1 protein-coding gene is annotated in these 15,213 nt (G+C 74.8%); it reads left to right on the top strand.

What is annotated here, in order from left to right; genetic code table 11:
- The first annotated feature begins 293 nt into the window (after positions 1–293).
- Complete coding sequence (locus AC07AB_RS04965) at positions 294–15,203, top strand: type I polyketide synthase (protein ID WP_478560150.1); 14,910 nt, start codon at positions 294–296, stop codon at positions 15,201–15,203.
- Positions 15,204–15,213: the final 10 nt, after the last annotated feature.

Genomic DNA, 15,213 nt, shown 5'->3' with positions numbered 1-15,213 from the left:
CGCGTTCCCCCGGCCGCCCCGCGCGTTTCCCCGGCCGCCCCGCGCGTTTCCCCGGCCGCCCCTCCCGCGTACCCCGGAGTGCGTACCCGAGCGGCATCCCCCACACACCGTCCGCCGCTGTCGCGCCTTGCGATATCGGGTTGCTACACCGGCCCGGCAAGATCTCCACTGCACGTCCCGTAGCGGCTGCCAAAGGGCGTTGATCAGTCCGCAGGTGACCGGCGCGCTCTTGAGCACCCGCTGAGAGCACCGAACTTATGGCCCGACTCGCTGCGAAGGAGCCCTGAGGCGCGATGGTGCATGGAACCGGTTCAGGCTCACCGCTGTTGTGGATGCTGACCGGCAGCGGCAGGGAGTCGCTGGCGGCCCGGGCGCGGCACCTGCGCGAGCACCTGAGCCGCCGGGAGGACTGGCGCGCGGCCGATGTCGGGCTCGCCCTCGCCGGTTCCGCGCTCACCGGAAGACGGCGCGCGGCGCTGATCGCGGAGGACCGGAGCGGATTCCTGGACCTCCTGGAGGCGCTCGCCGACGGCAGGGGCGCGCCCGGGCTGGCCGAGGGCGAGGGCAGCCGCGGCAGGACGGCGTTCGTGTACCCCGGGCAGGGCGCCCAGTGGCCCGGCATGGCGGTCCGATTGCTGGAGACCTCCCCGGTCTTCGGGCGCCGGATGGACGACTGCGCCCAAGCGCTCGAAGCCTTCACCGACTGGTCCCTGATCGACCTGCTGCGCGGCGCGCCGAACTCGCCCGCCCTCGGCCGGGCGGACGTCGTGCAGCCCGTGCTGTTCGCGATGACGCTGTCGCTGACGGAGCTCTGGCGCTCGTACGGAGTGGAGCCCGGCGCGGTGCTCGGCCACAGCGTCGGCGAGATCACCTCGGCCGCCGTCGCCGACGCGCTGTCCCTGGACGACGCCGCGCGGGTCGTCGCCCTGTGGAGCCAGGCCCAGGCGACGCTGGCCGGCCGTGGCGAGATGGTCTCTGTCATGGCGGCGGCGGAGGAACTGGCCCCGAGGCTGGAGCGCTGGTCCGGCCGGCTGGTGGTCGCCGCGGTGAACGGACCCCGAGCCGTGATCGTCTCCGGCGACGCCGACGCCGCCGAAGAACTGCTCACGGACCTGGCGCGGGCCGGTGTGCACGCCCGGAAGGTCGCTGTGGGGCTCGCCGCCCACTCCGCGCACATCGACGACATCCTTCCCCGGATGCGTACGGACCTCGCGCCCATCCGGCCCCGCCCCGCCAGGCTCCCCTATTACTCGGCGCTGACCGGCGGCCTCCTGGAGAACCCCGTCCTGGACGCCGACTACTGGTGCCGAAATCTGCGCAGCCGTGTCAGCTTCGCCTCGGCTACCAGGGCCTTGCTGGCCGACGGCTACGACACGCTGCTGGAGGTCAGCCCGCACACCGTCCTCACCTCCGCCATGCAGGACACCGCCGAGGAGGGCGGCGCCGAACCACACATCATGGGGACGCTCCGACGCGAACAGGGGGACCGCACAAGGTTCCTGACCTCGCTGGGCGAGCTGTACGCACACGGTGTCGCACCCGACTGGCAGGCGGTGTACGCGGACCACGACGCCCGGCCCGCCGAACTTCCGCAGCACCTCCTCGAACCCGACTACCCCGGCCGCCCCGCCCGCCCCGGCCGCGCGGAGACCGGTCGCGCGGAGACCGGCCACGCGGAGGGGACCGCCGACGATCCGGGGTGCGCACTCCGCGCCGAGCTGGCCGCACTCCCGGCGGCGGGGCAGCGCGCGGCGCTGCTGAAGCTCGTCACCCGCGAGGTCGCCGGGCTCACGGGCCGGTCGGGGCCCGTACCGGCGGACCAGCCGTTCCTCGACCTCGGTTTCGACTCCGTCACGGCCGTGGAGCTCCGCAACCGGCTGAACGCGGCGACCGCGCTGCGGATTTCGGCCACCGCCGTCTTCGACCACCCGACACCGGGCGCCCTCGCCGACGCACTCTGTACCGAACTGGCCGGTGACCGGACCGACGCCGGCGCTGAGGAAGCGGAGCGGACGCCCCTCGCGGCCGCCGACGACAACGACCCTGTCGTGATCGTGAGCATGGGCTGCCGCTACCCCGGCGGCGCCCGCACCCCCGACGAACTCTGGCAGCTGGTGTCCGACGGGGCCGACGCCGTGTCGCCCTTCCCGGCCGACCGGGACTGGGACACGGCGGCCCACTACGACCCCGAGCCGGGCCAGCCCGGCCGCTACTACCAGCGCGAAGCGGGCTTCCTGCACCACGCGGCCGAGTTCGACGCTCGCTTCTTCGGCATCTCGCCCCGTGAGGCCCTGGCGATGGACCCGCAGCAGCGGCTGCTGCTGGAGACCGGCTGGGAGGTCTTCGAGCGGGCCGGAATCGACCCGACGTCGCTGCGCGGCAGCCGGACCGGGGTGTTCGTCGGCGCGATGACCATGGACTACGGGCCCCGACTCCAGGAGGGCGCCGAGGTCGGCGGACACCTGCTCACCGGCAACACCGGAAGCGTCGCGTCCGGCCGACTGGCCTACACCCTCGGGCTGGAGGGCGCCGCGATCACCGTCGACACGGCCTGTTCCTCATCGCTGGTGGCCCTGCACCTCGCGGCCCGCGCCCTGCGCTCCGGGGAGTGCTCCATGGCACTGGCCGGCGGTGCGACGGTGATGTCCACCGTGGGCATGTTCGTCGAGTTCAGCCGCCAGGGCGGCCTCGCGCCGGACGGGCGCTGCAAGGCGTTCGCGGCCGACGCCGACGGGTTCGGCCTGGCCGAGGGTGTGGGGGTGCTGTTGTTGGAGCGGTTGTCGGATGCGCGGCGGTTGGGGCATCCGGTGTTGGCGGTGGTGCGGGGGAGTGCGGTCAATCAGGATGGTGCGAGTAATGGTTTGACGGCGCCGAATGGTCCGTCGCAGCAGCGGGTGATTCGTGCGGCGTTGGCGGATTCCGGTGTGCGTGCGGTGGATGTGGATCTGGTGGAGGCGCACGGTACGGGGACCCGACTGGGTGATCCGATCGAGGCGCAGGCGCTGCTGGCGACGTACGGTCAGAACCGCGCGGCAGAACACCCGTTGAGGCTCGGGTCGCTGAAGTCGAACATCGGGCACACGCAGGCGGCCGCCGGTGTGGGCGGTGTGATCAAGACGGTGTTGGCGATGCGGCACGCGGTGATGCCGAAGACGCTGCATGTGGACCGGGTGTCGCCGGAGGTGGATTGGTCGGCGGGTGCGGTGGAACTGCTGACGGAGTCCCGTCCGTGGGAGGAGGCGGCCGGCCGTCCGCGTCGGGCCGGGGTGTCGTCGTTCGGTGTGAGCGGCACCAACGCGCACGTCATCCTCGAAGAGGCGCCGCCGACGCCCGACGAGCCGGTATACGGCGTGGTGGCGGACGCTGGGCCGCGTAACGCGACGGTTCTGCCGTGGATGCTGTCCGCCCGGAGCGAGCAGGGGCTGCGAGATCAGGCACGCCAACTGCTGGATGCCCAGGCCGGGTTGAACGCGGCGGACGTGGGCTACTCCTTGGCCACCGGCAGGGCGGCGCACCAGTACCGGGCGGTGCTGATCGGCGCGGACGCGGACGGCTTCCGGCAGGGCCTGAGCGCCCTGGCGGAGGGCTCTGCCTCCCCTGGGCTGGTACAAGGGGCGGTCGGGGCGAGCAGTGAAGTGGTGTTCGTCTTCCCGGGGCAGGGTTCGCAGTGGGTGGGGATGGCCGCTGAACTGCTGGATGTGGAGCCGGTGTTCGCGGCGCGGGTCGCGGAGTGTGAGCGGGCGTTGTCCCCGTTCGTGGACTGGTCGCTGGAGGCCGTGCTGCGTGCGCGCGCTGACACACCGTCGCTTGAGCGGGTCGATGTCGTGCAGCCGGTGCTCTTCGCGGTGATGGTGTCGCTGGCGGCCCTGTGGCGTTCGTACGGGGTGGAGCCGGGTGCGGTGGTCGGCCATTCCCAGGGTGAGATCGCTGCGGCTTGCGTCGCGGGTGCGTTGTCGTTGGACGATGCGGCGCGGGTGGTGGCGTTGCGGAGTAAGGCGCTGCGTGTCCTGTCGGGTCGTGGCGGCATGGTGTCGGTGGCGTTGCCCGCCGTGGAGGTGGGGGAGTGGCTGGCTGATTGGGACGGCAAGCTCTCTGTCGCCGCTGTCAACGGACCTGCTTCTACTGTGGTATCGGGTGACGCGGGGGCGCTGGATGAGTTGCTGGAGCGTGCCGAGGAACGGGCGGTACGGGCCCGGCGCGTACCGGTCGACTACGCCTCGCACTCCGCCCATGTCGAGGACATCCACGAACAACTCCTGGAAGAACTAGCTGCGCTGACGCCACGACAGGCCGATGTGCCGTTCTATTCAACGGTCACCGGTGAACTGTTGGACATCGCTGCCCTGGACGCCGGTTATTGGTATCGCAATCTGCGGCAGACGGTGCGTTTCGAGGAGGCGACGCGGGCGCTGCTGGCGGAGGGGTTCCGGTTCTTCGTGGAGCCGAGTGCGCATCCGGTGCTGGCGGTGGGGGTGCAGGAGTCGGCGGAGGCGGCCGGTGTCGAGGCGGTGGTGCTGGGGACGCTGCGCCGCGATGACGGCGGCCGGGACCGTCTGCTGTTCTCGCTCGGCCAGGCGTGGGCGAACGGGCTGCCGGTGGACTTCTCCGCCGCCTACCCCGGCGCCCGCCGCGTGGACCTCCCCACCTACCCCTTCCAACGCGAACGCTTCTGGCTGAAGGCTGCGCCGTCGACATCGCTGTCCGCTCCGGCCGCCGACGATCTCTTCGAGGGGCTGGAACGGCAGGATCCCGCGCAGTTGTCCAAGACGCTCGGGGTCAGTCTCCAGGCTCTGGGCGAGGTGCTTCCCGCTCTGTCCGCCTGGCGTTCCGTGCAGACGCGCGAGCGGCGCGCGGACTCCTGGCGCTATCACGTCGGCTGGCGGCCGGTGCCGGTGCCGGTCCGGTCCGGTGTCCCGATCGCCGGCCGCTGGATCGCGGTGGTTCCCGAGCTTCTTGACACCCCCGCGAGCGGCGCCGTGGCGGCGATCCTCGACGCCCTCGCCGGTGTCGGTGTCGGTGTCGGTGTCGAGCTCACCCTTATCGCCGCCGCCGGCCCGGGCGCGACACGGGAGGAACTGGCCGCCGCCCTGGCGGAGGCGGCCCTGGCGGACGCGGCACCGACGGACGCGGCACCGACGGAAGCGGCACCGACGGAAGCGGCACCGACGGAAGCGGCGACGGACGCGACGCCAACCGACCCGACCGACGCGCCCGGGGGACAACCGGTCGCCGGCGTGCTCTCACTCCTTGCCTGGGAGGAACGGCAGCACCCCGAACACCCGGAACTTCCCGGTGCGTTGGCGCTCACCCTCGCCCTGGCGCAGGCGCTCGGGGACGCCGGGATCGACGCCCCGCTGTGGCTGCTGACCCACGGCACGGCGGCCCTGGGCGGGGCCGAGCGGCCCGGCGCGCCCGCCCATGCCGCCGTCGCCGCTCTGGGCCGTACGGTGGCGCTCGAACACCCCCAGCGCTGGGGCGGACTCGTCGACCTGCCGGTGGCGCTCGACGAGCGCGCGGCCCTTCGGCTGTGCGCGGTGCTGGCCGGCGCGGCGGCCGACGAGGAGCAGGTGGCGGTGGGCTCCACCGGGGTGTTCGGGCGGCGGCTGCTGGCCGCGCCGCCGCGACCGTACGCGACCGGCGGGCGATGGGAACGGGGCGGTACGGTCCTGGTGACCGGCGGTACCGGCGGCGTCGGCTCGTACACGGCCCGCCGGCTCGCGGCGCAGGGCGCGGAGCGGCTCCTCCTCGTCAGCCGCCGCGGCGCCGAAGCGCCCGGCGCGGAGGCGCTGCGCGCGGAACTCACGGACCTGGGCGCGGTGGTGTCCATCGCCGCCTGCGACATCGCGGACCGGGAGGCGCTGGCCGCGCTGATCGCCGGGATCCCGGCCGAGTCCCCGCTGACCGGAGTCTTCCACGCGGCGGGCGTGCTGGACGACGGGCTGCTCGACGCGTTGAACCCCGCGCGGCTCGCCGTCTCGATGCGGGCCAAACTGACAGCCGCTCAGAACCTGCACGAGGTCACGGCACACCTCGACCTCGCCGCGTTCGTCGTCTTCTCCTCGGTGATGGGCGTCGTCGGCAACGCCGGCCAGGGCAACTACGCGGCAGCGAACGCCGCGATGGACGCCTTGATCGCGCTTCGCCGGGCTGACGGCCTGCCCGGCACCTCCATCGCCTGGGGCGCGTGGGCCGTGCCGGGGATGCTCGACGACGGAGTCGCCGCACGGCTGCGGGGCTTCGGCATGCCGGTGATGGACCCCGAGTCCGCCGTCACCGCGATCGACCGGGCCGTGGCGGAGAACGACGGCCTCGTCCTGGTGGCCGACGTCGACTGGCACCGGTTCGCCGAAGGGACGGGCCTGCGGTCCCGCGCGCTGCTGGCCGAACTGCCGGGCCCAAAGGGGAAGACCGGCGCCGGGGACGCGCCGACCGAGGCGGCCGGGGCCTATGCGGGCGATCCAGGCGCTTTCGGAGGCTCGGGCGACTCCGTACGAGCCCGGCTGGCCGCGCTGTCGAGCGCGGAGCACCGTACTCAGTGCGCCACTGACCTGGTACGCACCCACACGGCCGCCGTTCTGCGGCACCGCACCGCCGACGCGGTACGGCCCGCCGAGGCGTTCGCCGCACTGGGCCTCGACTCCTTGACGGCGGTGGAACTGCGCAACCGGCTCGGCGCGGCGACCGGCCTCAAGCTGCCCGCCACCGTTGTCTTCGACCACCCCACGCCGAGCGCCCTCGCCGAGCGGATCATCGGCGAACTGACCGAACTGGGGGAGCTGGGGGAGCTGAACGGGTCTGCCGCCGCCCACTCCGGTCAGGCGGTGACGGTTGCCGGTACCGCGCCCGGCCGGCCGCCTCACGACGAACCCATCGCCATCGTCGGCATGGGGTGCCGGTTCCCCGGCGGCGTCGAACGCCCTGAACAGTTCTGGGAGTTGCTGGCCGGTGGCGTCGACGCGGTGGGTGACTGGCCGCAGGACCGGGGCTGGGACACCGAGGGGCTGTACGACCCCGACCCCGACCGGCCCGGCACCACCTACAGCGATCAGGGCGCGTTCCTCTTCGATGTCGGCGGCTTCGACGCCGAGTTCTTCGGGATCTCGCCGCGTGAGGCCCTCGCCATGGACCCGCAGCAGCGGCTGCTGCTGGAGACTTCCTGGGAGGCCGTCGAGGGGGCAGGGCAGGATCCGACCTCCCTGAGAGGCCGTCAGGTCGGGGTGTTCTTCGGTACCAACGGCCAGGACTACCTGGCGCGGTTGGAGGGCGCGCCGGGCGCGTCCGAGGGGCACTTCCTGACCGGCAACACCGCCAGTGTGCTCTCCGGGCGGGTCTCCTACGTCCTCGGTCTGGAAGGGCCCGCGCTCACCCTCGACACGGCGTGCTCGTCCTCCCTCGTCGCCCTCCACCTGGCGGTGCAGGCGCTGCGGCGCGGCGACTGCGAGCAGGCGCTCGCGGGCGGCGTCACCGTGATGAGCACGCCGAAGCTCTTCGTGGAGTTCAGCCGCCAGCGCGGACTTGCGCCCGACGGGCGGTGCAAGGCGTTCTCCGCGGACGCCGACGGCACCGGCTGGGGCGAGGGGGCCGGGGTGCTGCTGCTGGAGCGCCTGTCGGACGCCCGGCGCCATGGCCACCCCGTACTCGCGCTGGTCAGCGGCACCGCCGTGAACCAGGACGGGGCGAGCAACGGACTCAGCGCGCCCAACGGGCCCGCGCAGCAGAACGTCATCCGCGCCGCCCTCGCCGACGCCGGACTGCGGCCGGAGGAGATCGACGCGGTCGAGGCGCACGGCACCGGGACCCGGCTCGGCGACCCCATCGAGGCGCAGGCGCTGCAAGCCGTCTACGGCGCGCGGCGGACCGACGACCGCCCGCTGTGGCTCGGTTCCGTCAAGTCCAACATCGGGCACACCCAGGCGGCGGCGGGCGTCGCGGGCGTGATGAAGATGGTGCTGGCGATCCGCAACGCCGAGCTGCCGGGCACCCTGCACCTCGGCGAGCCCAATCCGCACGTCGACTGGTCGCAGGGCGGGCTCCGGCTGCTCGCCGAGCGGACGCCCTGGCCGGAGAGCGGAGGTACGCGCCGCGCGGGCGTGTCCTCCTTCGGCATCAGCGGGACCAACGCCCACGTCGTCCTGGAGCAGGCCCCGGCGAGCACGGGCGACAGCGCGACCCCCCGCACGCCCGACGGCGGCGACCACCCGGCCGCCCGGCCCCTGCCCGTACCGCTGCTGCTCTCCGCCGCGACCCCGCAGGCGCTCCGGGCCCAGGCGGAACGGCTCCACGCCCACCTCGCCGACCGTCCGGGCGCCGACCTGGCGGACATCGCCTACTCGCTCGCAGCCGGCCGCGCCGCGCTGGAGCACCGCGCGGCGGTCCTCGGTACGGAACCGGAGTCCGTGCGGCGTTCGCTGCGGGCGTTCGCCGACGGCCGCCGCCCGGCCTCGGTGCTCACGGGCGCGGCGGGCCTGCCCGGCCGCACGGCCTTCCTCTTTCCCGGGCAGGGCAGCCAGCGCGCGGGCGCCGGAGCCCAGCTCTACGGCCACGACCCCGTCTTCGCCGACGCCCTCGACGAGGTGCTGACCGAGCTGGCCCCGCACCTCGAAGTCCCCCTGCGCGACGTCCTGTTCGCCGATGCGGGCACGACCGAAGCTGAGCTGCTGGAGCGGACCCTTTACACCCAGCCCGCGCTGTTCGCGCTGGAGACCGCGCTGTTCCGGCTCGTACGGCACTGGGGCGTACGACCCGATCTGCTGATGGGGCATTCGATCGGCGAGCTGGCCGCCGCCCACGCCGCGGGCGTCCTGGACCTGCGCGACGCCTGCGCGCTCGTCGCCGCCCGCGGCCGGCTGATGGACGCGCTGCCCGAGGGCGGCGCGATGGTGGCGGTCGAGGCCGAGGAAGCGGAAGTTCGGGAAGTGCTCACTGACGCCCACTCACCAGGCCATGGCACGTCGGGTATCGCCGCCGTCAACGGACCCGCCTCCACCGTGGTGTCCGGCGACACGGAGGCGGTGCTGCGGCTGGCCGAGGAGTTCCGCTCCCGTGGCCGCCGCACCAAGCGACTGGCCGTCAGCCACGCGTTCCACTCCGCGCGGATGGACGGGATGCTGGACGAGTTCCGGCGCGTCGCGGAGGGGCTGACCTACTCCGCGCCCCGGATCGCGGTCATCTCGAACCTGACCGGCGAACCGGCCGCCGCCGAAGAACTGTGCTCCCCCGACTACTGGGTACGGCACGTGCGCGGCACCGTACGGTTCCTGGACGGCGCCCGCAGGCTGCGGGCCGAGGGCGCGACGACATTCCTCGAACTGGGCCCGGGCGGAGTGCTCTCCGGCATGCTGCACGGCTGCCTGGAGGACGCCGACGGCTGCGAGACGCTGCCGACGCTGCGGGAGGGGCGGCCCGAGACCGCGGCCGTACGGGGCGCGCTGGCGGGGCTGCACGTGCGGGGCGTGCCGGTGAACTGGTCCGCGGGCTGGAGCGAGAGCGACGTACGCCGCGTCGCCCTCCCCACCTACGCCTTCCAGCGCAGGCGCTACTGGCCCGAGTCCGCGCCCGCTCCCGTGCCCGCGGCCACCGGAGCGGCGCCGGACGGACTGTGGGACCTGCTCGACCGGCCCGACGGCGTACGGGCCTTCGCCGCCGAACTGGGTCTGGACCAGGGGGCCGCGCTGGAGGACGTACCGCAGGCCCTCGCGGCCCGGCGGTCACGGCGCGCGGCCGACGCCGCCGTCGACCGCCTGCGCTACCGGATCGTCTGGCAGCCGCTCGCCGCGCCGTCGGAACCCCGCCTCTCCGGCAGCTGGCTGCTCGTCGCCCCGGACGCCCCGGACGGCCCGGACGGCGCGGGCGGCGCGGAACGGGTCTTCGCCTGCGAACGCGCCCTCACCCGGCACGGCGCCGGGGTCACGGTCCTGCGGATCGCGGCAGGGACCGGGCGCGCGGAACTGGCCGGGCTGCTGCCCGCCGACGGCTCCGGCATCACGGGCGTACTGTCCCTGCTCGCCCTCGCCGACCACGGCCCCCTGGACCCGGACCCCGGCGCGCCGAGCGCAGTCCTGGCGGCGACCCTGCTGCTCATCCAGGCGCTGGGCGACCGCGAGCTGAACGCGCCGCTGTGGTGCGTCACGAGCGGGGCGGTGACGACGGACGGCGATGCGGCACCGGGCGGGCCGGTGGCGCGGGACGGTGATGCGGTACCGGACGGGGGCGTGGCGCGGTTCGGTGATGCGGCATCAGACGAGGGCGTGGCGCGAGACGGCGATGCGGCCCCGGACGGGCCCGAGACGCGGGACGGCGCCCCGACGGCGTACGGAGCCACAGCTCCGTACGGACCAGCCTCCGCCGACCCCGTACAGGCCCAGGTCTGGGGCCTCGGCCGGGTCGCCGCGCTCGAACACCCCCACCGGTGGGGCGGCCTGGCCGACCTGCCCGGCGCGCTGGACGACGCCGCGCTGAGCGGCCTGTGCGCCGTACTGGCCGGGCTGGACGGCGAGGACCAGGTCGCCGTGCGCGCCACGGGGCTGTTCGGCCGCCGCCTCGACCGCGCGCCGGTCCCCGCCGGGCCCGCCGCCGAGCCCTGGAAGCCGCGCGGCACCGTGCTCATCACCGGCGGCACGGGCGGCCTCGGCGCGCACGTGGCCCGCAAGCTGGCGGCGGACGGCGCCGACCACCTCGTACTGCTGAGCCGGCGCGGCCCGCGGTCGCCGGGCGCCGCCGAACTCACCGCCGAACTGTCGGCGCTCGGCGCCCGCAGCACCATCCTGGCCTGCGATGTCGCCGACCGCGCCGAACTGGCGCGGGTACTGGAGGGGCTGCGGGCGGAACAGGAGACCGTACGGGCCGTCGTGCACACCGCGGGGGTCACCTCCGACACCAGGATCGAACACTGCACGCTCGACGAAGTGGCCCGGGAGACCGCAGCCAAGACGCGCGGCGCCGCCCACCTGGACGCCCTGTTCGACGGCCCGTCGCTGGACGCCTTCGTCCTCTTCTCCTCGATCTCCGCGACCTGGGGCAGCGGCGGCCAGGCCGCCTACGCGGCGGCCAACGCCCACCTCGACGCCCTGGCCGCCGCGCGGCGCGCCCGGGGACTCGCGGCGATCTCCGTCGCGTGGGGCCCCTGGTCCGGCGCCGGCATGGCGCACGGCGACGTCGGCCGGCAGCTGCGGCGGCACGGCCTGGTGCCGATGGAGCCCGCGGCGGCGCTGGCCGCGCTCCAGCGGGCGCTGACGCTCGGGGAGAGCGAACCGGTCGTCGCCGACATGGACTGGCCGAGCTTCACACCGACGTTCCTGTCGGCCCGCGACAGCGCGTTGCTGCGCCGGCTGCCGGACGCCGGGCCCGCCGACCGCCCCGCGGCCTGCGGGCCGGACGCCGACGACGCGTGGCGGCGGGAACTGGCGGAACTGCCGGAGGCCGAGCGCGGGCACCGGATGCGCGAACTCGTCCGCGCCGAGGCGGCGGAGGTGCTCGGCCACGACTCGACCGGCTCCATCGCGGCCGACCGGCCGTTCCGCGACGCGGGCTTCGACTCGCTCACCGCCGTCGAACTGCGCAACCGGCTGATCGCCGCCACGGGCCTGCCGCTGCCGCTCACCACGGTCTTCGACCACCCGACGGCCACCGCGCTCGGCGACCACCTGCTCGCCGAACTGACCGGCGCCGCGCCGCGGACCGCCGCCGCGCCGTCCCCGGCGCCGGCCGCACCGGCCGGTGAACCGCTCGCGATCGTCTCGATGGCCTGCCGCTTCCCCGGCGGCGTCCGCTCGCCCGAGGACCTGTGGCGCCTGGTGGCCGACGGCGTCGATGCCATCGGGGACCTCCCGGCCGACCGCGGCTGGCCACTGGCCGAACTGTACGACCCGGACCCCGAGCGGCAGGGCACGTTCTACGCCACGGGCGGCGGATTCCTGGACGGCGCGGGCGAGTTCGACGCCGAGTTCTTCGGGGTCTCGCCGCGCGAGGCCCTCGCCATGGACCCGCAGCAGCGGCTGCTGCTGGAGACCGGCTGGGAGGCGCTGGAACGGGCCGGGATCGACCCGGCCTCCGTGCGCGGCGGACAGGGCGGCGTCTACGTGGGCGTGGCCTCCCAGGGGTACGGGACCGGGCCGCAGGACCCGGCCGCCGACGTCGAAGGGCACCTGCTCAGCGGCACCGTCACCAGCGTGGCGTCCGGCCGGGTCTCCTACGTCCTGGGCCTGGAGGGGCCCGCCGTGACCGTGGAGACGGCCTGCTCCTCCTCCCTGGTGGCGCTCCACCTCGCGGGCCAGGCGCTGCGGTCCGGGGACTGCTCGTTCGCACTGGTCGGCGGGGCGGCGGTGATGGCGAGCCCGGATGTCTTCGTCGAGTTCAGCCGCCAGCAGGGGCTGTCGCCCGACGGCCGCTGCCGGTCCTTCGCCCAGTCCGCGAACGGCACGGGCTGGGGCGAGGGCGTGGGCGTGCTGCTCGTCGAGCGGCTGTCCGACGCGCGGCGCCTGGGCCACCCGGTACTGGCGCTCGTACGCGGCACCGCCGTGAACCAGGACGGGGCGAGCAACGGCCTGACCGCGCCGAGCGGGCCCGCGCAGCAGCGGGCCATCAACGCGGCGCTCGCGGGAGCCGGGCTGTCCGGCGCGCAGATCGACCTGGTCGAGGCCCACGGCACCGGCACCACGCTGGGCGACCCGATCGAGGCGCAGGCGCTGCTGGCGACGTACGGTCAGAACCGCCCGGAGGAGCGGCCGTTGTGGCTCGGTTCGCTGAAGTCGAACATCGGCCACACCCAGGCCGCCGCCGGTGTCGCCGGTGTCATCAAGACCGTCATGGCACTGCGGCACGGAGTGCTCCCGCGCACGCTGCACGCCGAGGAGGCGTCGAGCCGGGTGGACTGGACCACGGGCGCGGTGCGGCTGCTCGCCGAGTCCCGCCCGTGGGACGCCGCGGGCCGGCCACGCAGGGCCGGGGTCTCCGCGTTCGGCATGAGCGGCACCAACGCCCACGCCGTGCTGGAACAGGCACCCGAGGACGCGGCGATCGCGAACGGGAGCGCTGTGCCCCCCGCTTCGGACGATGGCGCTGCACTCCTCGCTTCGGACGACGGCGCTGTACCTCTCGCCTCGGATGCTGGGGACGCCGGGGACGCCGGGGACGCCGGGGGCGCCGCCAGGGACGCCGGGGTCGCCGTGCCGTGGTTGCTCTCCGCCCGGACCCCCGGCGCCCTGCGCCGCCAGGCACGGCAGACGCTGGCCCGAGTCGAAGCCGACCCGGACATGCGGCCCGCCGATCTCGCCCGGGCGCTCGCCACGACCCGTACGGCCTTCCCCTGCCGGGCGGCGGCCGTCGGCTCCGACCGGCAGGAACTGCTGGGCTGGCTCGGCGCGCTCGCCGAGGGAGCGCCCGCGCCCGGCGCGGTGCGGGGCCGGTCCCGGGGCGGCCGGACGGCCTTCGTCTTCCCCGGGCAGGGATCCCAGTGGGCGGGCATGGCCGCCGAACTCCTCGACCGCGAACCGGCGTTCACGCAATCCGTCGACCGGTGCGAACAAGCTCTGGCCCCCTATACGGACTGGTCCCTGACACAGGTGCTGCGAGGCGGTGCTGACGCGCCGTCACTCGACCGGGTCGACGTCGTACAGCCGACGCTGTTCGCCGTGATGGTCGCGCTCGCGGAGTACTGGCGCGCCATCGGCGTCCGGCCGGACGCCGTGGTCGGCCACAGCCAGGGCGAGATCGCCGCCGCCTGCGTCGCGGGCGCGCTCTCGCTCCAGGACGCCGCCAAGGTGGTGGCCCTCCGCAGCAAGGCGCTGCTCCGCCTCGCCGGCCGGGGCGGCATGGTGTCCGTCGCCGCGTCCGAGGCGCGCGTCCGGGGCCTGCTCACGGACGGCGACGGCGGCTGCGTCGCCGCGGTGAACGGCCCGGACGCCGTGGTCGTCGCGGGCGAGCCGGACGGGCTGTCCGCGCTGCTGACCGCGTGTGAGCGGGACGGCCTGCGGGCCCGGCGCATCCCCGTCGACTACGCCGCGCACTCCGCCCAAGTGGCCGAGATCAAGGACGAGTTGCTGACCGCGTTGGCCGACGTGCGGCCACGCTCCTGTGTCGTTCCGCTGTACTCCGCGGTCACCGGCGGCCCCGTCGAAGGTGCCCTGCTGAACGCCGACTACTGGTACCGGAACCTGCGCGAGCCCGTCGACTTCGCGGGCGCCACCCGCTCGCTGCTGGCGGCGGGGCACGACCTGCTCATCGAGGTGAGCCCGCACCCGGTGCTGCTCGCCGGGGCCGAGAGCGTCGCCGAGGAGGCCGGCCGGGCGATGACGGGCGTGGGCACGCTGCGGCGCGACGACGGCGGCCGGAACCGGCTGCTGGCCTCCTCGGTCGAGGCATGGGCGGCAGGCGCACCGGTCGACCGGGCCGCACTGCTGCCCGCCGACGCGGGGGCCCGCCCCGTACCGCTGCCGACCTACCCGTTCCAGCGGGACCGCTACTGGCTGCCCACACCGGGCCGCAGCGGCACCTTCCCCGCCACCGAGCCGCCACCGGCCGACCGTACGTCCGACCGCACGTCCGACCGCACGTCCGGCCTCGCGGCGGCTCCCGGAGCGGACCCCGCGCCGGAGCACGCGTCGGCCGCCGACGAAGAGGAGGCGCCCGCCGCCCGGCTCGCGGCCCGGCTGGCGTCACTGGACGGGCCGGGGCGCCGCCAAGCCGTCCTCGACCTGGTCACCCGGCACGCCGCCGCGATCCTCGGCCACCCGGGCTCCGGCGCCGTACCGCCGGACCGCGCCTTCTCCGATGTGGGCTTCGACTCGATGCTCGCGATGCGATTCCGCAACCAGCTGTGCGCGGCCACCGGGCTGCCCATCCCCCCGACGGTCGTCTTCGAGCACCCGACGCCCGCCGCGCTCGCCGACCACCTGCACGACGAACTGAGCACCGCCGCCGCCCCTGCGCCGACCCGGCTGACCGAGCTGGACGACCTGGCCGCCAAGCTCGCCGCCCTCACGCCGGGAGCACCGGGTACCGAGGTGATCGGCGACCGGCTGAACGACCTGCTGCGCGACTGGACGCGGCGGGCCGGCCCGGCCGCCGGACCCGGTGGTCCCGGTGGCCCCGGCGGTCCCGGCGGCGGCCCGTCGGAGTCCGCCGCCGGCCACCCGGCCGACGAGACGGCCACGGCCTCGGCGGACGAACTGTTCGCACTGCTCGACGACAACTTCGGCATGGCCTGAGAGAGAGCTG

This window comes from Streptomyces sp. NPDC044033 (assembly GCF_056434425.1).
Note: the sequence above shows the minus strand (reverse complement) of the source record. Positions and strands in the feature narration are given on the sequence as shown.